This is a genomic window from Salinimonas chungwhensis DSM 16280 (assembly GCF_000378185.1).
GTDB lineage: Bacteria > Pseudomonadota > Gammaproteobacteria > Enterobacterales > Alteromonadaceae > Alteromonas > Alteromonas chungwhensis.
The window spans coordinates 1-21,561 of sequence record NZ_KB899383.1 but is presented as its reverse complement, the minus strand read 5'-3'; the positions used below and the strand labels follow the sequence as shown (position 1 = coordinate 21,561).

Sequence of the window (21,561 nt, the reverse complement as noted above, 5' to 3'; positions counted from 1 at the left end):
GAGTGCCATGGGCATGTTTTCAAGAGTGACCGATATTATTAATGCCAATATCAACGCCATGTTAGACAAAGCGGAAGATCCGCAGAAAATGATCCGTCTGATGGTCCAGGAAATGGAAGAAGCATTGGCCCAGGCCAGATGTATTTCTGCTCAGTACATTGCGCAGAAGAAACAGTTAAACCGAAAAGCGCAGGAATTACAGAAAAGTGAGCAACGCTGGCACCAAAAAGCCCAGCTCGCCGTGACAAAAAACAGTGACGAATTAGCGCGGGCAGCGCTGAGTGAAAAGCAACGTGTTGTGCGTGAACGTGAGCAAATCAATGATCAAGTAAGTGTGATTGATGAACAGCTGGCGAAGCTGACTGATGATATCGAACGACTTTATCAAAAACTCAGTGATGCACGACAAAAAGCCAGAGCACTGGCGCAGCGTGAGTCTGCCCTGTCAACCCAGCTTAAAGTCAGAAACCAGGGGCATCATATTCAGGTACAACATGCTATGGCGCGGTTTGAGTCCTATCAACAAAAGGTCGAACGCCTGGAAGCGGAAGTGGAATCTTATGAACTGGGCCGCGGTAATTGCTCATTGAACGCACAATTTGCGCAGCTTGAGCAAGATGCCGATATAGAGCAAGAGTTGGCTCGAATGAAAAAAGCACAGGTAGCGTAGCTATCGTCTTAAAATATTGGGCAGGAGATATACAATGAAAACAATTAATTCAGAAAAACGCATCTACCGTATTATGCATGAATCTGTCATCAGTGGTGTTTGTGCCGGTCTGGCTCGCTGGCTTAGTATAGATGCAATGTGGGTACGTGTGGCAGCAGTTATTAGTCTGTTCATGTTACCGGGCATCACAGTGATTGCTTATCTGGCCGCGGTGGTTCTGCTACCGAGACTCTCTTTATGAGGCAGTTACTGTTAGCAATTTTAATTGCATTAGTGTTAGTTAGTGGCCTGGGAAGCGCATTGTGGGAGTGGTTGGATATCTCCGTTTATTTTAGTGAATCATTACTGTCTCCACTGGAAAACCTGTTGTTATTTTTAGTCCTGGCCGTTGTGTTTGTAGTTGTAGGCTTTATAGTGGCAGTTAGTGTGGTCGGAGCAGTAGTTATCAGTTTAATGGCAGGCGCAGCCGGGCTGTTGGTCTTTGGCATAAGTATGTTCTGGCCTGTACTGGTGGTGGCGGCTCTTGTAATCGCATGGCGGCACCATCATAAGCGCTCTGCTGAACGCAGTAACTACGGTAACTCGCCTTACATGCAGGAGTAATCAATACCGTCAGAATGTCCGTAATAACCCATTGTGAGCCGCCAGGTTGACGGGCACAACTGACCATCAAAAGGAATACAACATTGAGTATAAAACAGTCTCTCAACGCAAAGTGGATTGGAGCAGCAGTTGGCCTGCTGCTTATTGTTTTCTGTCTGGTAGGTTGGTACTGGAGCATGACGCCCAACACATTCAGTGTGAAAAAACGCGTCACGGCGCAGGCTGATCAAGCCGCGCATTTAGATGTGCCAGGGTACACCATGACCACCAGCATGATTATGGTCGGCGAGGCACTGCTAAACAAGCCCGGCGGTTATCTTTCTAATGACATGTTACCCCCGGGTGTACTAATGGATAATATGCCGAGCTGGGAATTTGGTGTGCTTGAAATGACCCGGGACCTGGCGCTGGCTATGCGCAAAGATTTTTCCCGCTCGCAATCCCAGTCAATCGAAAATCCGCATATCGCTAAAGCGGTGCCCCAGTTAAATATGGACAATCAGGCCTGGATGTTTCCTGCCGCAGAATCCAGCTACCAGAAGGGTATCGATTTGCTGTATAAGTATCGCGCCGAGCTGGTCGATTCTGCTGACGGCCAAAGTCAGTTTTTCACCCGTGCGGATAATCTGCGGGAATGGCTGAAGCTTGTTGAAAAGCGACTGGGTAGCTACTCGCAACGATTAAGTGCCAGTGTTGGCTCCTCGCGTATTAATACTGATCTGGCGGGCCAGCGCAAGGCGCGTCAGACATCGCCCGAAAGACAAGAAAAGCACGTTCGTACCAGCTGGTGGAAGCTTGACAATGTTTTCTATGAATCCAGAGGTGCCAGCTGGGCATTGCTGCATTATCTTCGTGCTGTAGAGATAGAGTTCGCTGATGTACTGGAAGACAAAAATGCGTTAGTTAGTCTGCGTCAGATCATCCGTGAGCTGGAAGCGACACAGCAAACCGTATGGAGTCCGATGATTTTAAATGGCGACGGGTTTGGAATGCTGGCCAACCACTCGCTGGTCATGGCAAACTATATATCACGCGCTAACGCAGCTCTTATTGAACTCAACGAATTAATGAATCAAGGATAATCCATGAAAAAATGCATGTCGGCCTTAGCAGTGATAGGCGCATTTGCAGTAACTCCGGTATATGGCGACACCATTGCCGGTGTTTACGTTGGTGCACAGGGATGGCAGGCTAACCCGGATGGTGGTTTTGCTGATTCCAGTGCTACGGCTGATTTCAATTTTGACAATGACGCCCAGGGGGCGGCTTATATTGCTGTTGAACATCCGGTTCCCTTCATTCCTAACATCAAAGTAGGGCATACTACTTTAGATACTCAGGGTAATACGCAGCTTCAGTCAAACTTTACCTTTGATGGAAATTTGTACACCGCTCAAAGTAATGTCTTTACCAGCGTCGATTTGACGACAACTGACTTCATTCTTTACTACGAGCTTTTCGATAACGACATTGTCAGCTTTGATCTCGGCGTTAATGGCAAGTATGTTGATGGCAGCTTGTTGGTGAATGATCCGGCCAGTAATACTCAGGGCAATGCCGACTTTTCCGGCGTCGTTCCCATGGCCTATTCAAAAGTCCAGTTTGGTCTGCCTTTCTCTGGTCTTGGTGCTTATGCCGAAGGTAGCTACCTATCCTTTGATGACCATACGCTAAGCGATTATCAACTGGCACTTACCTACTCATTTATTGAGAGTCTGGCGTTAGATATGACTTTGCAACTGGGTTATCGGGCGGTGGAAATGGACATTGAAGACCTGGACGATGTCTATGCTGATATGTCCTATGACGGTGCATTTGTAGGGCTGGAATTACACTTCTAGATTAAAATCTAAGGTTTTAAGCACATTCAGTAATAAAAAAGTAAGAATAATTCTTTTCTCTTCTGCCCAAGACTCGTTAGCCTTAGCATATCAAATTGAGGCTAACGAGTTATGTCAAACAATTCCAATCAAAATTTTACGCCGCCAGCGGTGCTCAGTGAGCAACAAGTCAATGCAATCACCCAGGCTGTGTCTGGCCTGAACCGGGATCAACTTACCTGGTTGAGCGGTTATTTTGCCGGCATGGCAGGAGCCCCCGCTGGTTCAGCGGCTGCGCCCGCAGCGCCAGTGGGCTCATCACCCACGCCTACGCTGACAATTCTTTATGGTTCGCAAACCGGCAATGCAAAAGGACTGGCTGAAAGCTTTCAGGGCAAAGCAGAGACAGCAGGCTTTACTAGCAAATTAGTCAGTATGAGCGACTATAAGCCTCGTCAGCTGAAAAATGAAACACATCTGGTTATTTTTGTCAGTACACACGGTGAAGGTGATGCGCCTGATGATGCAATCGAGTTGCATGAATTTTTGGGCAGCAAAAAGGCACCTAAGCTTGCAGATTTAAAATATGCCGTGCTAAGCCTTGGCGATAGTAGTTACGAGTTTTTCTGCCAGACAGGAAAAGATTTCGACAGCCGTCTTGCTGCGCAGGGGGCCACCGCAATTATTCCGCGAGAAGATTGTGATGTGGATTACGATGCCCAGGCAGAAAGTTTTGCTGACAAAATAGTGGCATCGTTGCAAGATGAGCTTATCTCCGCTGCGCCTGCTCAGGCACTGGCCTCACAAACTGGCAGTGCCGCTCAGCCAGAAAAATCAGCCTATACGAAAAAGGCGCCCTTTACGGCAACATTGTTAGAGGCGCAGAAGATTACCGGACGTGATTCAACCAAAGATATTCGTCATATCGAGATTAGTCTGGAAGATTCGGGTATTACCTACGCACCCGGTGATGCGCTTGGCGTGTGGTTTGCCAACAGTGAAGTGCTGGTGGATGAACTTTTGTCGTTGACCGGATTAGCGGGCACCGAAGAGGTCAAAGTGGCAGACGACACGATGATTTTGCGAGAAGCACTGCTGAACAAGCTTGAATTAACACTAAGCTATCCTAACTTCATCAAAGCATATCAAGCTGCAATAGGTTCAAAAACACTGGCCGGGTTGATGGAAGACAAGGCAACGCTGCGAACATATATGGCAGAACGGCAGATTGTCGATATTGTCCGCGATCATCCGGGTCAGCTATCTGCGCAGGTTCTGGTTGATGCTCTGCGCCCTTTGACCCCAAGACTCTATTCAATTGCCTCGAGTCAAAGTGAGGTGGAAGATGAAGTCCATCTGACGGTTGCTCATGTTGATTATGAAGCCTTTGGTACCCGACACCAGGGAGGCGCATCCGGCTTTTTATGCGAGCGTGTTGCAGAAGGCGGTGAGGTACGTGTATTTGTAGAAAAAAATGATAACTTCCGCTTACCTGATTCTCCGGACACCCCGGTTATCATGGTAGGGCCGGGTACAGGTATTGCACCTTTCAGAGCGTTTATGCAAGAACGAGATGCGCAGGGTGCAGAGGGTAAGAACTGGCTGTTTTTCGGCAATCCACATTTCACTCAGGATTTCTTGTATCAGGTTGAGTGGCAGAGTTATGTGAAAAGTGGTTTGCTGGATAAGATTACATTGGCGTTTTCCCGTGATCAGAAGGAAAAAGTTTATGTACAGCACCGCTTACTGGAGCAGGGGGCGCAGGTGTATGAGTGGCTTGAGCAAGGCGCGCACTTTTACGTTTGTGGCGATGCGACTTACATGGCAAAAGATGTTGAAGCTGCGTTGCTGAGTATCATCCAGGAGTACGGTGGCAAATCAGAGCAAGACGCTAAAGCCTATTTGGTGGCTTTGCGCAAAGCAAAACGTTATCAGAAGGATGTCTATTAATGAGTAATGAGAAAAAACCATTCATCGTTGAAGGCAAACTGTCTGACAACGAGCGATTGAAAGCTGAAAGCCGCCACTTGCGCGGGACTATTGAGCAAGATCTTAAAGACGATCTGACCGGTGGTTTCACCGCTGATAATTTTCAGTTAATTCGATTTCACGGCATGTACCAGCAGGACGACAGAGATATTCGTCCTGAACGCACTAAACAGAAGTTGGAGCCTTTGCATAATGTTATGCTAAGAGCCCGTCTGCCTGGTGGTATTATCACGCCGGATCAATGGCAGGTAATTGATAAGTTTGCCGAAGATCATACCCTCTATGGCAGTATCCGGCTGACCACGCGCCAAACTTTTCAGTTTCATGGCGTGCTGAAGCCTGAGATAAAGGCAATGCACCAGACGCTGAACAAAGCAGGTATCGATTCAATTGCCACCGCTGGTGACGTGAACCGCAATGTTTTGTGTACCTCTAACCCCGTAGAATCATCGCTTCATCTGGAAGCCTACGAATGGGCGAAAAAAATTAGTGAACATTTGCTGCCTAAAACACGTGCTTATGCTGAAATATGGCTGGACGGGGAAAAAGTAGAAAGTACAGAAGACGATGTGGAGCCAATTCTGGGTGACAATTATTTGCCCCGGAAGTTTAAAACTACAGTCGTTATCCCACCTCACAATGACGTAGACGTTCATGCCAATGACCTGAACTTTGTTGCCATTGAAGAAGGTGGCAAGCTTATCGGCTTCAATGTGCTGGTGGGCGGCGGGTTAGCGATGACCCACGGTGATACGTCAACCTATCCGCGCAAAGCTGATGATTTCGGATTTATCAAATTACAGGATACGCTGGCTGTTGCCGAGGGAGTGGTAACGACGCAGCGTGACTGGGGGAATCGGGTCAATCGCAAAAATGCCAAGACCAAATATACGCTTGAGCGTGTTGGCGTGGATAACTTTAAAGCCGAGGTTGAAAAGCGAGCGGGCGTTACTTTTGCAGAAAGTCGTCCTTATACATTTACCACCCGCGGCGACCGGTTCGGCTGGGTGGAAGGCATTGATGGTAAGCACCATCTTACTGTTTTTATAGAAAATGGCCGGATCCTTGATTTTCCAAATCGTACTTTAAAAACCGGTTGTCTGGAAATTGCAAAAGTCCACCAGGGTGACTTCAGGCTGACTGCTAATCAAAACCTGATTATTGCAGGCGTACCTGCTGACCAGAAAGAGGTAATTGAAAGTCTGGCGCGCGAGCATGGGTTGATCGAGGCTGATACCTCACAACAGATGTTAGACTCCATGGCCTGTGTGTCGCTACCAACCTGTCCGCTGGCAATGGCCGAAGCAGAGCGATATTTGCCTGAGGCTGTACGGCGTATGGAAGATATTCTCACAGAACATGATTTGGCAGATGAAAGCATTATATTTCGTATAACGGGTTGCCCGAATGGTTGCGGGCGCGCCATGCTGTCAGAAATCGGACTGGTCGGTAAGGGCCCCGGTAAGTACAACTTGCATCTGGGCGGCGATCGTGAAGGGACACGTATTCCTAGAATGTACCGGGAAAATATCGGCGAGGACGAGATTTTTGCTGAAATTGATAGCCTGGTCGGGCAGTGGGCAGACGAGCGCCAGCCGGAGGAGGCATTTGGCGACTTTGTCATTCGCACCGGCGTGGTAAAACCCGTGGTTGACTCAGCGAGAGACTTTTATGACTAACGCAGATATTACAACCGAACAGCCGTTGCCGCTGGATGCCAGCGATTCACAGATAGAAGCGATAAATGCCCAGCTGGAGTCAATGACGGCTGTCGAAAGGGTGGCATGGGCGTTGGAAAATCTGCCAGATGATCCTGTGGTTTCGTCCAGTTTTGGCGCTCAGTCTGCTGTAATGCTGCATTTGCTCACTAGCCAAAAACCGGATATTCCGGTGGTGTTAACTGACACCGGTTATCTATTTCCGGAAACCTATCAATTTATTGATCAGATGACCGAGCGGCTAAATCTCAATTTGCAGATTTACAGTGCTGCTTTATCTTCTGCCTGGCAGGAAGCCCGTTACGGCCGCCTTTGGGAGCAGGGGCTGGAAGGTTTGGAAAAATATAATCAGATAAATAAAGTTGAGCCGATGCAGCGGGCTCTTAAACAACTGCAGGCAGGAACCTGGTTTGCCGGGTTACGCCGCAATCAGTCCGACAGTCGGGAAAAGCTGCCGGTGCTGCAAAAAGCAGGGGGCCAGTTTAAGTTGTATCCAATCATCGACTGGACTAACAAGGATTTGCACTACTATCTCAAAGAACATGACTTGCCCTACCATCCGTTATGGGAGAAAGGCTATGTTTCTATCGGCGACTGGCACACCACTCAATCGCTGCAGGAAGGAATGAGCGAACAGGATACACGCTTTTTCGGCCTTAAACGTGAATGTGGCCTCCATGAATTTGGTGATGGGATCTGAGCTAACGCTCCTTTCACGCTGTACAAATGCAAAACCAGTGAATGTCCCGGACGTCACTGGTTTTTTATTGCACGACAACCCTGTCTTACTAAAACGCAAATGTTTCCGATATTCTTCTTTATGTTGTGGACGTAGCCAGCATAAAAACTTCGGTTTTTATTTGTTTTTAACCCCGGCCCTTTCTGCTCTGAGCCAGAGTCATTACTCAGGTGAGACAGTTGGGCATTCACCTCGCCAGCACCCCTTGACGCTATCATTCTAATTAATTTAGTTCGCAAGCAGCATTTTGCTCAAGCGCAAAATGTTCAAACTACCTGTTTTGATTGATTTTTAGGCTAGTGTGTTTTTGTAACTGGTCTTATCAGATTTTCTCTTCGTGCACAAAAAAATGGCTTATAAATAAATTTTTATTGATATGTGAAGGGATTAGGGTGTAGATGCCTCGTCAAGTAGAAACCTGCTAAATGCTTTCGTTAATTCCTGATTCAACAAGGCTTTGCAATTTAACCTGCAAGGAGTAGGATTGAAAAATGCGGTAGTAAGGACTCCTCCGACAATGACGCAATCTTACGAAAATGACGAGCTGGTCTTTCTGGACGAAGATACTCAGAACGATACGCCGGTAAAAAACTATCAATACTGGAATATTCTTGTTGTCGATGACGATGAGGAAATACATACGGTCACACGTTTAGCGTTGGCCGACTTGGTGGTAAACGATAGGAAACTTAATTTTCTACACGCATACACAGCCGAGCAGGCGAAAGACGTATTAACAGAATACGGTTCACGCATCGCCATTATTTTGCTGGATGTCGTTATGGAGACAGATGATGCGGGTTTAAACCTGGTAAAGCATCTTCGTGAAGCAATGGCGCTGCAAGAGCCAAGAATTGTTTTACGTACTGGCCAGCCTGGCTATGCGCCTGAAGAAACTATTATCAAAGATTACGACATTAACGATTACAAGACCAAAACCGAGCTGACTCGCAGCAAACTGGTCACCACTGTGATTGCGTCGATTCGTTGTTATCAGCAAATCCTCACCATTAATCAAAGCCGTTTGGGGCTACAGAAAATCATTGATTCCGCATCAAATTTGCTGGAGGAACACTCTGTAAATTCTTTTTGCGAGGGTGTTGTTATCCAGCTGGGTTCACTGATTGGCTTAAACGAAGAAGGCTTGGTGTGCGCAAAAGCCGGCTCTATGCTGGATAAAGATAGCGATGAAATTTACGTTATAGGGGCGGCTGGCGAATTCGCACGCCTTATCAATCAGCCTGTAAGCCATCTTAACAATCCGGCAATCAGCGAAAATATTGCCAGATGTTTGAGACAGAAACAGCATATATTCGAAAATGGTACTTCTGTTCTCTATCTGCATCGAGCCGGCTTTGAAGCCGCTGTGTATATCAACATGGAGAAAGAGCTCAGTGATATAGATCGTCAGTTACTGGAAGTTTTCTTATCCAGCATTTCAGTGGGCTATGAAAATGTGCATCTATTCCATCAATTAAGAAATGCCGCTTTTCGTGACTGGCTAACAAGGTTGCCTAACCGAAATGAGCTGATCAATGTACTGGATCAGAAAAGACCGGAACATCAGGGGGCAAGTGCTGCACTGATTGATATTAGCCATTTTTCAGATATTAATGACGGGCTGGGTCAGGAAACCGGTAACGCGGTTTTACAGGCCGTGGCCAGCCGGTTGGACACGATGACCAGTGAGCAGGTTATCAAGGCGCGAATTGGTGGTGATGTATTTGCGTTGGTAGGTCCTTCAAAGGAAGTAAATCCTGAGATTATCAATAGTATTTTCAGTGCGTCATTCCAGGCGCTTGACCACACGATACCTTTAAACGTCAGTATCGGAATGTGTGAAGTAAAAGAGGAATGTTTCCACGGTCTTGAAGTTCTCAAGCGGACCAACATTGCGCTCAATAGAGCCAAGCGACATCACATAGAAAACTTCGCGTTTTATGCGCCTGAGATAGAAGAGAGCACCACAACGCAACTAGGGATGATTCGTAAATTACGCAATGATTTTGCGGATAGTAAATTACAGCTATGGTTCCAGCCACAGGTGGAATTAATAACGGAGCAAGCAGTCGGTCTGGAAGGACTATTGCGCTGGCCAGATGGGAATGGGGGATATATACCGCCTTCAGAATTTATTCCCCTGGCGGAATATTCAGGATTGATTGTTGAAGTCGGTCACTGGGTACTGGAAGAGGCATGTCGGCGTATAAATCAGCTTCGTGCCGAAGGTTATGGACACTTGCGGGTAGCGATCAATATTTCCATTCCTCAGTTTCGAGACAGATACTTTGTGGAAAAGGTAAAAGCAGCGTTAGATCGCTTTTCGTGTCCGCCGGGCAGTCTGGAGCTTGAAATTACCGAAAGCGTAGTAATGGATGAACCGCAAATTGTTATTGATGCTCTGGCCGCACTAAAGGCTCATGGGGTCGCTATAGCGATTGATGATTTTGGTACAGGCTTTTCATCAATGAGTTATTTACAGCGTTTGCCATTGGACAGACTTAAGGTGGATCGTTCTTTTATCGGGGATATCGCACCAGGCAAAAATGCCGTGATTGCAGAAACCATTGTTGGTTTAGGTAACAAGCTTGGTCTGATAACTATTGCAGAAGGTGTTGAAAACCGTATTCAGGCAGATTATATGATGAAACTTGGGTGCGATGAGGCACAAGGGTACTTTTTTGCTCATCCCATGCCTTATCCTCAGTTGTTGGACTATCTTAGGCAGGATGATACTCAGTAGCCAGAATTTCAGCCACACGGCTTTGTAATTTCGGCACAACCGACTGTTCGAACCAGGGGTTTTTAACCAGCCATCGGTTGTTGCGTCCAGACGGGTGGGGAGTAATTATTAAATGACTCTGATTCATTGATTCTTCTTCAACTGCACGGGTAAGCGTCTTATAGCCCGGGCAATAATATTGCTGGGCGTAACGCCCCACCAACAGAGTAAGAGATGGTTTTATCCGGTGCATAAGCTGATGGTGCCATGTCGGCGCACATTCTTTGCGTGGGGGCGCATCTGCACCATTTTTATAACCGGGGAAGCAGAATCCCATGGGAATAAGTGAGATAAGTTGTTCATTGTAGAACGTATTTTTGTCAATACCCATCCATTTTCGCAGTCGATCTCCACTTCTGTCATTCCACGGGGTAGCACTGTCGTGAGCCAGAATACCAGGCGCCTGCCCCACGACAACGATACGGCTTTGTTCAGAGGCTGCAAGCACAGGCCTTGGCGTTTGTGGGAGATCAGCAGCACATAGCGTGCATTGACGTACCCGCTCCATGAGACTTGAGAAATTTTCTTTTTCTTTTTTCAAAAATTGCGTCCTTTGTCACAAAGTTGTCACAAAAGCATGATCTCTAATTGATCTTCTCTCGTTAATACCGTATGCTATTTTATACAGTAATAAATAGTTATTACTTTAGCTATTAGTGAGTAAGGAGATGAACATGCGTAAATCAATTTTAGGTCTTGCACTGCTGACAATTACTGGCATTGCGCATGCGGAATCCAACGAGAATCAGCTTTTTGATTGTATGGATCGTTCGACGTTTGAAGTAAATAGCGAATGTATGTCCAGTAAGATCACCAGCAACATGCGTTTTAAAGAAGCCGAACAAAAGGTCATCAATCACGCAAATGAAGCGCAGGGTGATTATGCAATAGCAACGATGACGTTTGACCCCCGTAAGATGCAGATTGATATCGTTGCCCATCGTGATGCATTGCAGGCAATGAATCGGGTCACCAGCAAAAATTAGATTGCTCCCCATAAAAAAACCGGTCAGTGACCGGTTTTTTTGTCTCTGAGCTTTAAAAAATTCGGTTTAAACCATTCAATGCTGCAACACGGTAGGCTTCCGCCATCGTCGGGTAATTAAATGTAGTATTAACAAAGTAATCTAGCGTATTACCATCGCCTTTTTGTTGCATAATCGCCTGGCCGATATGCACGATTTCTGAAGCTCGCTCTCCAAAGCAATGGATACCCAGGATTTTCTTTGTTTCTCTGTGAAAGAGTATCTTGAGACTTCCTACCGTCGTAGAGGCAATTTGCGCTCGCGCCAGATGTTTAAACTGAGCCCGGCCAACTTCATAGGGTACTTTTTGCTCGGTCAGTTCTTGTTCCGTTTTGCCTACCGAACTTATTTCCGGAATAGTATAAATACCGGTAGGGATATCTTCCACCAGGCCTGCATTTGCCTTGCCGTGCAGCATCGCTTCAGCGGCGAACCGTCCCTGATTGTAGGCAGCAGAAGCCAGGCTGGGGTAACCAATAACATCTCCAACAGCAAAAATATTATCTACATCGCTTTGATAGTTTTCATTCACATTCAACTGGCCCCGAGAGTTAGCTTTTAAGCCCACGGCATCCAGGTTAAGCAAATCAGTGTTGCCGGTGCGTCCGTTTGCGAACAGTAAGCAGTCTGCTCGCATCCGCTTACCTGATTCCAGGTTTAAGATGACACTATCGTCCTTACCCTCAACAGACTTATAAATTTCGTTATTGCGGATAACCACACCATTATTCCAAAGGTGGTAACTCAACGCATCGGAAATCTCCGCATCAAGAAATGATAACAGCCGGTCGCGCATATTTACCAAATCGACTTTAACCCCCATTCCTCTGAATATACTGGCATATTCAGAACCTACCACTCCCGCGCCGTAAATGATGATAGAACGGGGTTGGTGTTTCAGTGCAAGAATGCTATCGGAGTTATAAATTCGCGGATGGGTAAAATCGATATCGTCCGGGCAATAGGGGCGTGATCCGGTGGCTAGCAAAACCTGGGCAGTGGTGATTGTTTCTTCAGAGCCGTCATTATTGGCTATTTTAAGTGTATTTTTATCAACGAAGCTGGCAATACCGTAAAACATATCTACACGATTTCTATCATAGAAAGAAGCACGTAGTTTTGTTTGGCTTTGAATAACACCACTGGCATGGCGCATAATATCCTGAAATTCGACACTCTGATTCAGATTGTTTTGTGAAAAGAGGGGAGTGTTATTATATTCAATTAACCGGCTGACTGAATGGCGTAATGCTTTTGATGGAATGGTGCCCCAGTGCGTGCAGCCACCACCAACCGACTTATAACGTTCTACAACGGCAACTTTCTTGCCGGCCTTGGCCAGCTGCATCGCTGCACCTTCACCCCCAGGACCTGTTCCAACCACCACAGCGTCGAAATTATAGTCGGCGGTTTTTTTGCTCGTACCGGACGCTTTTTTTGTCATGCCTGTTCACTCTTGTTGAATTTAACCTTGTTGCTAAATCTACGGGCTCAGAACACCTCAGATCATATCGTCCTCGACCGGCGTATTGACAGTATTGGAGCTGCTGGCTGTTAGCGCCAGGTCTAAGATAAATGTGGTTCCTCCTCCTGACGTCTCAACTACATCGATATGGCCGTCCAATATTTGAGTTACCCATTGATAAACAAGATGTAGTCCCAGACCTGAGTTGCCTTTACCGCGTCCAGATGTCACAAATGGATCGAATAACGTGTCAGCCACCTCGCTGCTAATACCGTTGCCATTATCCTCAACCATCAATTTTACTCTTTGAGGACTCCGTTCTGCGCGAATAGTGATTATACCGTGTTGGCCTGCTGAAAACGCATGACTTAGCCCGTTATTTAAAAGATTCTGCAATACCTGAGACAAGATTCCCGGGTAACTAGTCAGGTAGATACTATTCGAAATATCAATACGAATATCGACCAATGAATGCTTTATCTGGGGGGCCATAGCACTGACAATATCGTTGACGTTCTGCCGAAGATGAAAGCGAGTAAGCTGTTCGCTGCCGCGATCTACAGAGAGCCGCTTAAATCGCTTGATAAGGCCGCTGGCTCGTTGCAAGTTAGATAAGGCCAATTGCAATGAGGCATCATTATCCATGATGAATTGGTCTAATTGTGATTTACGTAATCCATTTTCGAGCTGCTCTTTTAGTTCATACAAACGATGCTGCTGACTACTTATAGACATTATTGCAGCGCCCAAAGGTGTGTTCAGTTCATGGGCAACCCCCGCCACAAGCATCCCCAGAGAGGCCATCTTTTCTATTTCGACCAGCTCATTTTGTAATTTTTTCTGTATGGCTAATGCGGCCTGTAGCTCTTGTTTCTCTGCGGCAAGCCTGTGGCTCAATCTTTGTATTCGCTGACTAGCGCGAAGCTCACGATAAACTACAACAGCGCCGACCATCAGAATTAGTAAAGCAGTAAGCAGGGCGGGCAACAACGCCTCTTTGCGCAAGTTTTGATAAAAATCTGCCGGGGTTCTGGCGATAAAATAAAGCGTTTTTATATCTGAAGCACGCTCACTGAGCTGGATGGACAGTTTGCTGATACTGAAAATTTCCAGGTTCCTTGCCACATAAATCGATACGGCATTGGTTTTATCCAACTGTTGCCAGGTATCAGGAATATCGACTGGGGGCCCGCCTGCTGTTCCAGACCACTCTTTTGCGGGGTCGCTATAGACCAGCCACTGCGGTGTGTCATCTGCCATATACAGAGCAGCATGGGGGGATCTCAAATCCTTTATGTATTCCATCAATTCAGTGAGACGGTAATTAACAATCAAAAATCCCTCTCCAAGCGGGTGAGTAGCGGGCACATGAAGCATGGCTCTGATGGTTGGCTGGTAGGGTAAAAAAACCTGACCACTTTCCCTATTTAAGCTTAATTCAGAAAGCAGCAGTGAGCCGGGTAGCGTTGACCGTATTGCATTTACATAGGGTCTGTGTGCTTTATTTTGCAGTTTTTTTTGCGGTACGCTTTTGGCTGTAAAACCCGAATAGTTTATCCGTATGACTTCGTTTCCCTGTAGGTCAAGCCAGCGCAATTGAGACAAATTGTCCAGCGTTGCACCAACTCTGAGAAAAACTTTCTCTGCCTGCAAATTTTTGTTTTGTATTAACAGATCGTGTACATGTGAATTAAGCAAACGGGTACTGTTTCGAATATCACCTAGCTGACGATTAAATTCAGTATTGCCCAATGCAAGCAAATTAAGGTGCTCGTTGTTTAGTAGCGCAAGCTGTGAATCAATTTTTCTTTCGTATCGTATCAAGCCGGCCAGAAATGCTAAAATGACAAAGGATATAACCCACCATAAAATTCGGGAGTGAGTGAACAGCACGCTTTTTAAAGATGGCATTGACTTTGTCTAATGGTGTCGCTGGTGTTTTAAAAGCATTATCAACTCTGACAACGGCATCGGTTTTGAAAACAAAAAGCCCTGTGCAACTTCATACCCGGCGTCAACCAAAATAGCTTTTTGAGCTTCTGTTTCTACGCCCTCTGCCACAAGACCGATGCTCAATTCTTCACCCAGTTTTTTCATCATCCTGATGACGGCTAAACCCGTGTTGGGTTTATCCCCTGTTAACTGGTCGATAAAGGTTTTATCAACTTTAAACGTGTGTGCCGATAATTTAGAGATATGCGCCAGCGATGAGTAACCGGTCCCAAAGTCATCGATACTGATGCGTACTTTACTGGCACATATAACCTTTAAAATTTCTGCCATATTTTCGTAATTTTCTATGGCCTGCGTTTCAGTAATTTCAATCTCTAATAACGCAGGATCAATATCGCCCTTATTAATGAGGGCTTGAAATGAGTCCATAAATAGCGGCGTATCAAAATCTTTAATTGATACATTAAACGATATTGGAATAGACAAGTTGTCCATGGTAAGACTCTGAATATCCTTAACAACCTGCTGCATTACCAGAATATCAATTTTGTTGATAAGGCCTGATGTTTCTGCAACGGGCATGAATATACCTGGAGAAAGCTCTCCTCTTAACGGGTGCTGCCAACGAACTAACGCTTCTGCGCCTACGATTTTACCCGTTAGCATGTCATGTTTGGGTTGATACCTAACTATTAAACCGGCGTTGTCTTTTAGTGCACAATGAAGTTCTTTTAACAGCAAGTAGCGGGCGGCGAGGTCAGTGCGCAGACTTGGTGAATAATAACGGACTGTTACACCGGCAGCATGCCCCGCGCGTAATGTTGCTTCGGCCAGCTTCACTGCACGCTCGGGTTCATTATTGTCAATATCTGCCATATTCAGTACCGCGATAAAGCACTCAGACTTGTGGGTGATGCCTTCGAGGGTTATCGACAGGCTAGTAAGTTCCTCGAGCTCACTATAAACAGGTAGTTGAGAATGATGGATTAAAAATGCAAACGTGTCCTCTTCCAATCTGGCAATGGCAAAACACGGCGACAGACGCTGTCGCAATTGAGTGAGAGCTTCATTAAGCATGCCGATAGCATAGCCTTCACCAAGTAGAATTTCACAGGTCGAAAAATCGGCGACCTTTACCAGTACAAGTGCAGTATTTTGCCGATCGAAGTTAGCTGAATTCTGGAATTCTCGCTTCAACCAGTTGCGGTTCGCAATATTTAAATCCGAATCTTTGTAAGCCACAGAAGAAAGCTTATCCATCAGAGCAATATTGGTAAAGCCGTGGTCAATGTTCTCACTAAATACTGTGAGCAATGAGACGTCATTCGGCTTCAATGGGCAGGGGGATTTTACTAAGAACAGATAATGATGCTCATTAATATCTTCAGTAGAGAAATAGAGCGCTGACCAGGTGCCATCAAACTGATGTTCACCTGATGCTACAGCTTTTTGAAAAAGTAATGTTATTTCTTCTTTTTCCTCTGGAAAGCTGTTTAAAAGCGCTTTAACAGACCTCTGCGAAGGGCGGCTGAATCTACCGGTGGCAGCGATGAGCTTTCCCTCTTCCAATTGCTGCTTGCCGGACAGGTAAGCACAGACAAGGCCACCACTATCTGGCACACCAATCAAGCGTGAAATCTCAAAAAGTACTGTGTGTGTGAAGCTATTAACATCGTGACGGGATGTGATTGCCCTGGAAGCATCGACAATCATTTGCAGACCACGGCGGGCATTGGTTAACTGAGTTAAAGAGTGCCAGGTGCGGATGTTGCTGGCGACCACCGTTCTCAGTTTGTCCTGAGTAAGGTCGACTTTGTTCCAGTATTCGTCGATATCGAAGTCGCGCATAGTATCCAGGCGCGGCGCCATTCCGGGTTGCCCGGTTAACAAAATGATACGAACTTCACTGTTACCCAATATGTTGCGAACCGTATTAACTAAAAATAGACCGGCATCGTCATGTTCCATTACAACGTCAAGCAAAATAACCGCAATGTCAGCGCGATCAGCGATAATGGCAGCTGCCTCTGTGGCCGAAGAGGCCGTTATACACCGAATCGGACGGGATGTAACAATAAGTGATTTTAAACCAATTAATAATGATTGCTGATAGCCGGGATCGTCTTCGACGCTAAGAACAATCCAGGGTTTTTTATCCTCAGCGTACGAGCTGACATTTTCCTCGTCTGCAAACTGAAACAGTTCATTATCATTCATATCAACCCTGTGTTCTAGATTCTTCCTTGCAAGCCGGCCATCGTTAAATGGTCCACCTCGTAAAATCTGCTGTTGAGTAAAGTATTATTCAAGAAAACAATTTTTCAAATTATGATTGTTTAATGCAGGCTTTAAGCATTTATGAGTTTAACTTTATACAAAAAAAGTGCAAAGGGATAATTTTTAGCACAAAAAAAGCAGCCATTTGGCTGCTTTCTCTTCATACCATTGAAAAGTTTAGCTGAAGTAGCCTTACCCATTTTTCCTGTTGTAAGGCAAGAGCGGTTTTAAGCTCCTTGTAACTATAATCTAACTCAAGTCGCTCAACGCTACGTTTAAGACATTCCTGACGTACCCGCATCAGACGTTTCTTAGCAGCGTAATAGTCAGACATTTTCTGCATCAGTACATCATACTCCGATTGAATTTTTTGCATAAGTTCATCGGCATTAGGTAAATGAGATATCTTGGCACTGGCTTTTTGCAATTGCATCGCTGCACGTGCTTTTTGAATACGCTCTTCTGGGACCTTACGTAAGTTACGAGTCAAGCCAACAAACGATAACCCGCGAATCAGCCACTTAGTAGGATCGAACTGCCACCAATGGATACCATTTCTGTAATCGTACTCAAAAATATGATGGTAGTTGTGATAACCCTCGCCAAAGGTGAAAAAGGCTAAAATGCCGTTGTCACGGGCAGTATTACCATCTGTATAGGGCTGATGGCCCCAAAAATGAGCAAGAGAATTGATAAAGAATGTTACATGATGAACCATAACCAACCGAAAAACGCCGGCAATGAGCATCATTCCTAATATATCCCCGTTTAACCAGCCCAGAAAAGCAGGAATACCCAAATTAGTAGCCAATACCAGAGGTAAATAATACTTATGCTGCCACATTACCACTGAATCTTTTTGCAAATCTTTGCAATTACGGTAATCACCATAGCGATGAGCCTGGTACTCTCTTAACATCCAGCCTATGTGAGCAAACCACAGCCCGCGCTTCGCCGAATAGGGGTCATTTTCGGTATCATCAACGTGACGATGATGAATCCGATGATCAGAGCACCAGTGTAAAATACTGTTTTGCAATGCCATTGCGCCTCCAATAGCAAGCACAACGCGCACAACAATATTGGCGTCATAGGTTTTGTGCGACCAGAGTCTATGATACCCAGCGGTAATAGACATGCCTGTAAAATAAAACAGAACAATAGCGGTCACAATTTCTGCTGTATCAAAACCAATGTAAGCAGCCCACAGGGGGACTCCCACGAACGCGATAGCGCCAGTGATGATAAAGACAAGTAAATTTGTGAGGATTAAAGGTGGTTTTTTCATTCAACATAACTCAGCTTACAACTGTTCGCTAATTTATATGCTAGAGGCTGGTTAGTAAAGCTACAGACAGCATTTTAATGAAAAAGTATAAGAAATTTAATATTGCACTCACCGAATTTGCAGTTAACGATGTGAAAGTTACAGCGACGAAAGATGCTGTTTCAATTAGAATAGAGAAGTATAAACAAGTGGGAGAGAATGTTGAGTCGTCAGGAGCAGAAACAAAAAACCCGGCAAAGTATTATCCAGGCCGCATTTTCACTGCTTGATGAAAACAGAAGCTTGTCTGCTATTAGCCTTAGAGAAGTCGCCCGGGCAGCGGGTATTGCGCCTACCTCATTTTACCGCCATTTTAAAGATATGGATGAATTGGGACTTACCCTGGTCGATGAAGCGGGATTAGCGTTACGACAATTAATGCGTCAGGCCAGAAGCCGTATCGCCTCTGGCGGCGGAGTCATTGACACCTCCGTTGATACGTTTATTGAATTTATCTGTGCCAATAGCAATGTTTTTCGCTTGTTATTACGCGAGCATACGGGAACGTCTGCTGCGTATCGCTTAGCTGTGTTGCGTGAAATCCAGCATTTTGTTGAGGAACTGACGGACTATATTGCTGAACAGCAAAAAACCGAACACAGTATTGCCAGCCTGCAAGCAGAGGCCATGGTAAGGCTGGTGTTTAGCGCTGGTGCTGAAACGCTCGAAGCAGAACGCAGCTCTAGAGCCGAAATCGGCGAACGAGTAAAGGCCCAGCTGCGGTTTGTGCAGCTGGGGGCCTCAGTTTATAGTGCAGAGTAACTTATTTTTTTACCAGCCTTACACCGGCTTCAATATGATGGGTGAAAGGAAACTGATCAAACAACGCTGCATGACTTATATCATGGGTTTTGCTTAATGTTTCAAGGTTTTTGCTGAGCGTTTCCGGGTTACAGGAAATGTAGATAATATGCTCATATTGCTGAATCATAGCGAGTGAATCGTCGTCTAACCCAGCCCGGGGCGGATCTACCAACACTGTTCCAAAATCATAACTGTCCAGGTCAATGTCTTGTAGACGACTAAAGGCGCGCTCTTTACGCATAGCGCACGTAAATTCCTCTGCAGAAAGCCTGACGATATCTACATTATTAATTTTATTCACATCGATATTGTATTGCGCCGCTGCGACAGACGGCTTTGCGATTTCAGTGCCGATCACACGCCGAAATTGCTGTGCTAACGGAATTGAAAAATTGCCCGACCCACAATAAAGCTCCAGAAGATCACGTTGATTTTTTTCACATACACCCATTGCCCATTCAATCATTCCACAGTTAACGTGGGCATTTGGCTGGGTAAAACTATTTTCTATATGTTTAAAGTAATAGGTGGTTTCTTTCACAGGAAGCGCTTCAATGATGAAGTCATTACCAATAACCTGTTTCTGTTTGCGGGCGCGACCAATAATATTCACGGGCAAAATGTCTGCCAGTTCCTGTCTGAGTTTGGTGGCTTCATGCTGCCACTCATCACTAAGCGGCTTATGGTAAAGCAGGCTGATCACCAGCTCGTTGCTAAGACCACTTAAATAATCAATTTGAAAGAGTTTGTTTCTGAGTACTGTATTGCTGCGCAATTTTTCTATGAGCACAGCCATAGCTGTATTAATCGTTTCACTGGCCGGCGGGAATGTATCTACCCGGTATTTTTCTTTTGTTTGCTGATCAAACATGATGTGGTAGAGATCATCGCCGTCATGCCAGACTCTGAATTCGGCACGCATCCGATAATGCTCTGTGGCGGAGGGATATATCGTTAATTCAGGCGCATTAAAAGGCGCTAAGAGGTCATCTAGACGCTTAACCTTTTCACTTAGCTGTTTTCGGTAGGCTTCTTCTGTTGGTCGTTGCGACTGATCAGCCATGAATGTCTCCACATCATTTTTTGGGTAAGAATTCGAAGCAACGCATTGTAGATGGATTATCTTGCGCTGCAATCAGTTTACCGGAGTTGGGTTAAGTATTTAACCAATGTTGTTTTATGGTGCAGCTGTGATAATGAGGTACGGTAAGCGTGTCAGAAAGTAAAAACCCGGCAGTTGCCGGGTTTTGTTATTATTGCTCAGTTTCGCCTTTTTCCTTGGCAGGCCGAACTTTCAATGTACGCTCAAGAAAAACTTTGTCATTCAGTTGAGTAATAGCTGAATCAACATCATCGGTTAAAACTTCTATAAAGCCATAACCTTTTCGTTTACCGGTGCGGCGGTCCTTCATAAGTCGGACTGACTGCACATTGATATAACTTTTAAAGTAATCCTTAACTGCTTCTTCATTCGCCTTATAAGGCAGATTTCCGACATATAACGTTGCGGTTTCATTCGCAACCATATCAGTATCTTCCTGAGAATCAGATGTATTACTTAATAGTGATGCCAACCATGGCGTAACAATGCCACCAATAAGTAATGATGCTGCAACAGACAAAGGTAAACTCATATTCATACCAGAAGACGAGAAAACAAAGTACCCGGCTGCAGCTAATACCACGCTGATAACAACGCAATGGATAAAGCCAACTTTCATAAACCTTCCTTAAAATTTTTATTGATAGTACTTGGAGGCTGCTCATAGTTTACTCACTTGAAACAATTAGAACAACTTTATGTTTAACAGGTAGACTAAAGACGTAACATTGTGAATAGTTATGTGGATAAAATAGGCCGTTCAGCGAAGATTGCAAAGAAGTGTCCTATAATCGTAAGAAAGGTGTTGACGGGAACATTTTCTCATGTAGAATGCGCCCCACGTTTCGAGAGGGCAACAGCACATTCGGAACATAGCTTTCAAGCAGTTACCTTTTAGAAAAAGATTTCAAAAAAGTGTTGACGTAGAAAGTGAAATGCGTAAAATGCGCATCCGCTTCGGGGTAAAGCCTGAAGCAAACGCGAAGTAAGGTTGCTTTTAGCAAGTACTGAAAAGCGTGTCAGGCAACAGTGTTGACTGACAAATTGCTCTTTAACAATTTATAACAAGACAATCTGTGTGGGCACTCGTTAAGAGTGTCAACCGACGATTCATAGATAGATTTTCGATTTTTAATTGAAGAGTTTGATCATGGCTCAGATTGAACGCTGGCGGCAGGCCTAACACATGCAAGTCGAGCGGTAGCATTTCTAGCTTGCTAGAAGATGACGAGCGGCGGACGGGTGAGTAATGCTTGGGAACTTGCCTTTGCGAGGGGGATAACCACT

Annotated in this window: 18 protein-coding genes and 1 rRNA gene; 12 read left to right on the top strand and 7 right to left on the bottom strand. The window is 45.4% G+C overall.

Features of this window, described 5'->3' with window-relative positions; genetic code table 11:
* Positions 1-7: 7 nt before the first annotated feature.
* From pspA to F458_RS0112185, 9 genes are all read left to right on the top strand, one after another.
* Positions 8-670: a phage shock protein PspA gene (gene pspA / locus F458_RS0112225; RefSeq protein WP_018983716.1), complete on the top strand. Its 663-nt coding sequence runs from the start codon at positions 8-10 to the stop codon at positions 668-670.
* A 34-nt stretch (positions 671-704) separates the two neighbouring features.
* On the top strand, positions 705-911 hold the full coding sequence (locus F458_RS0112220) for a PspC domain-containing protein (protein WP_018983715.1): 207 nt from the start codon (positions 705-707) through the stop codon (positions 909-911).
* Positions 908-1,273, top strand: a complete 366-nt coding sequence (locus tag F458_RS0112215) for a hypothetical protein (RefSeq protein WP_018983714.1) — start codon at positions 908-910, stop codon at positions 1,271-1,273. Before F458_RS0112220 ends, F458_RS0112215 begins: the two co-directional genes overlap by 4 nt.
* Positions 1,274-1,362: 89 nt before the next feature.
* Entirely contained in the window at positions 1,363-2,355 is a 993-nt protein-coding gene (locus F458_RS0112210; RefSeq protein WP_026294659.1) for a DUF2333 family protein, read from the top strand.
* Positions 2,356-2,358: 3 nt separating this feature from the next.
* On the top strand, positions 2,359-3,114 hold the full coding sequence (locus F458_RS0112205; protein WP_018983712.1) for a TIGR04219 family outer membrane beta-barrel protein: 756 nt from the start codon (positions 2,359-2,361) through the stop codon (positions 3,112-3,114).
* Positions 3,115-3,225: 111 nt separating this feature from the next.
* Positions 3,226-5,043 carry an assimilatory sulfite reductase (NADPH) flavoprotein subunit gene (locus F458_RS0112200; RefSeq protein WP_018983711.1) on the top strand — a complete coding sequence of 606 codons (1,818 nt, stop codon included), beginning with the start codon at positions 3,226-3,228 and terminating at the stop codon, positions 5,041-5,043.
* Complete coding sequence (gene cysI / locus F458_RS0112195; RefSeq protein ID WP_018983710.1) at positions 5,043-6,761, top strand: assimilatory sulfite reductase (NADPH) hemoprotein subunit; 1,719 nt, start codon at positions 5,043-5,045, stop codon at positions 6,759-6,761. Before F458_RS0112200 ends, cysI begins: the two co-directional genes overlap by 1 nt.
* The gene (locus tag F458_RS0112190) at positions 6,754-7,500 is read left to right on the top strand and encodes a phosphoadenylyl-sulfate reductase (RefSeq protein ID WP_018983709.1); all 747 of its coding nucleotides are present in this window, start codon (positions 6,754-6,756) and stop codon (positions 7,498-7,500) included. The genes cysI and F458_RS0112190 overlap by 8 nt, the downstream gene beginning before the upstream one ends.
* A 556-nt stretch (positions 7,501-8,056) precedes the next feature.
* Positions 8,057-10,282 (top strand): two-component system response regulator, encoded by a 2,226-nt coding sequence (locus F458_RS0112185; RefSeq protein WP_018983708.1) that lies wholly within the window; start codon positions 8,057-8,059, stop codon positions 10,280-10,282.
* On the opposite strand, the gene F458_RS0112180 is transcribed toward F458_RS0112185, so the two are convergent.
* Complete coding sequence (locus F458_RS0112180) at positions 10,260-10,862, bottom strand: uracil-DNA glycosylase family protein (RefSeq protein WP_018983707.1); 603 nt, start codon at positions 10,860-10,862, stop codon at positions 10,260-10,262. The genes F458_RS0112185 and F458_RS0112180 overlap by 23 nt on opposite strands.
* A gap of 133 nt (positions 10,863-10,995) precedes the next feature.
* Here F458_RS0112180 and F458_RS0112175 point away from each other — a divergent pair, with 133 nt between their 5' ends.
* Entirely contained in the window at positions 10,996-11,307 is a 312-nt protein-coding gene (locus F458_RS0112175) for a hypothetical protein (RefSeq protein WP_018983706.1), read from the top strand.
* Between the two features lie 52 nt (positions 11,308-11,359).
* Here the strand turns inward: F458_RS0112175 and sthA are convergent, their stop codons facing one another.
* The 4 genes from sthA to F458_RS0112155 all read right to left on the bottom strand — a co-directional run bounded on the left by sthA (position 11,360) and on the right by F458_RS0112155 (position 18,329).
* Positions 11,360-12,790, bottom strand: coding sequence for a Si-specific NAD(P)(+) transhydrogenase (gene sthA / locus F458_RS0112170; protein ID WP_018983705.1), 1,431 nt, complete (start codon positions 12,788-12,790; stop codon positions 11,360-11,362).
* Positions 12,791-12,847: 57 nt separating this feature from the next.
* Positions 12,848-14,722, bottom strand: a complete 1,875-nt coding sequence (locus tag F458_RS0112165; RefSeq protein ID WP_018983704.1) for a sensor histidine kinase — start codon at positions 14,720-14,722, stop codon at positions 12,848-12,850.
* A 9-nt stretch (positions 14,723-14,731) separates the two neighbouring features.
* Positions 14,732-16,981: an EAL domain-containing protein gene (locus tag F458_RS0112160; protein WP_018983703.1), complete on the bottom strand. Its 2,250-nt coding sequence runs from the start codon at positions 16,979-16,981 to the stop codon at positions 14,732-14,734.
* Positions 16,982-17,201: 220 nt separating this feature from the next.
* On the bottom strand, positions 17,202-18,329 hold the full coding sequence (locus F458_RS0112155) for an acyl-CoA desaturase (RefSeq protein ID WP_018983702.1): 1,128 nt from the start codon (positions 18,327-18,329) through the stop codon (positions 17,202-17,204).
* 201 nt (positions 18,330-18,530) lie between these two features.
* Here F458_RS0112155 and fabR point away from each other — a divergent pair, with 201 nt between their 5' ends.
* A complete protein-coding gene (fabR, locus tag F458_RS0112150) occupies positions 18,531-19,130 on the top strand; it encodes an HTH-type transcriptional repressor FabR (protein ID WP_026294658.1) in 600 nt (199 codons plus the stop codon).
* A gap of 1 nt (position 19,131) precedes the next feature.
* On the opposite strand, the gene trmA is transcribed toward fabR, so the two are convergent.
* A complete protein-coding gene (trmA, locus tag F458_RS0112145; protein ID WP_018983700.1) occupies positions 19,132-20,235 on the bottom strand; it encodes a tRNA (uridine(54)-C5)-methyltransferase TrmA in 1,104 nt (367 codons plus the stop codon).
* Between the two features lie 190 nt (positions 20,236-20,425).
* A complete protein-coding gene (locus F458_RS0112140; protein WP_018983699.1) occupies positions 20,426-20,893 on the bottom strand; it encodes an RNA recognition motif domain-containing protein in 468 nt (155 codons plus the stop codon).
* Between the two features lie 513 nt (positions 20,894-21,406).
* On the opposite strand from F458_RS0112140, the gene F458_RS0112135 reads away from it, so the two are divergent.
* Positions 21,407-21,561: ribosomal RNA gene (locus tag F458_RS0112135) — 16S ribosomal RNA — on the top strand; the annotation flags it as partial.

What these genes read in the sequence shown, in the direction of transcription:
- pspA (WP_018983716.1), top strand. Translation starts at nt 8, where the DNA reads ATGGGCATGTTTTCAAGAGTGACCGATATTATTAATGCCAATATCAAC.
- F458_RS0112220 (WP_018983715.1), top strand. Translation starts at nt 705, where the DNA reads ATGAAAACAATTAATTCAGAAAAACGCATCTACCGTATTATGCATGAA.
- F458_RS0112215 (WP_018983714.1), top strand. Translation starts at nt 908, where the DNA reads ATGAGGCAGTTACTGTTAGCAATTTTAATTGCATTAGTGTTAGTTAGT.
- F458_RS0112205 (WP_018983712.1), top strand. Translation starts at nt 2,359, where the DNA reads ATGAAAAAATGCATGTCGGCCTTAGCAGTGATAGGCGCATTTGCAGTA.
- F458_RS0112200 (WP_018983711.1), top strand. Translation starts at nt 3,226, where the DNA reads ATGTCAAACAATTCCAATCAAAATTTTACGCCGCCAGCGGTGCTCAGT.
- cysI (WP_018983710.1), top strand. Translation starts at nt 5,043, where the DNA reads ATGAGTAATGAGAAAAAACCATTCATCGTTGAAGGCAAACTGTCTGAC.
- F458_RS0112190 (WP_018983709.1), top strand. Translation starts at nt 6,754, where the DNA reads ATGACTAACGCAGATATTACAACCGAACAGCCGTTGCCGCTGGATGCC.
- F458_RS0112185 (WP_018983708.1), top strand. Translation starts at nt 8,057, where the DNA reads ATGACGCAATCTTACGAAAATGACGAGCTGGTCTTTCTGGACGAAGAT.
- F458_RS0112175 (WP_018983706.1), top strand. Translation starts at nt 10,996, where the DNA reads ATGCGTAAATCAATTTTAGGTCTTGCACTGCTGACAATTACTGGCATT.
- sthA (WP_018983705.1), bottom strand. Translation starts at nt 12,790, where the DNA reads ATGACAAAAAAAGCGTCCGGTACGAGCAAAAAAACCGCCGACTATAAT.
- F458_RS0112165 (WP_018983704.1), bottom strand. Translation starts at nt 14,722, where the DNA reads ATGCCATCTTTAAAAAGCGTGCTGTTCACTCACTCCCGAATTTTATGG.
- F458_RS0112160 (WP_018983703.1), bottom strand. Translation starts at nt 16,981, where the DNA reads ATGAATGATAATGAACTGTTTCAGTTTGCAGACGAGGAAAATGTCAGC.
- F458_RS0112155 (WP_018983702.1), bottom strand. Translation starts at nt 18,329, where the DNA reads ATGAAAAAACCACCTTTAATCCTCACAAATTTACTTGTCTTTATCATC.
- trmA (WP_018983700.1), bottom strand. Translation starts at nt 20,235, where the DNA reads ATGGCTGATCAGTCGCAACGACCAACAGAAGAAGCCTACCGAAAACAG.
- F458_RS0112140 (WP_018983699.1), bottom strand. Translation starts at nt 20,893, where the DNA reads ATGAAAGTTGGCTTTATCCATTGCGTTGTTATCAGCGTGGTATTAGCT.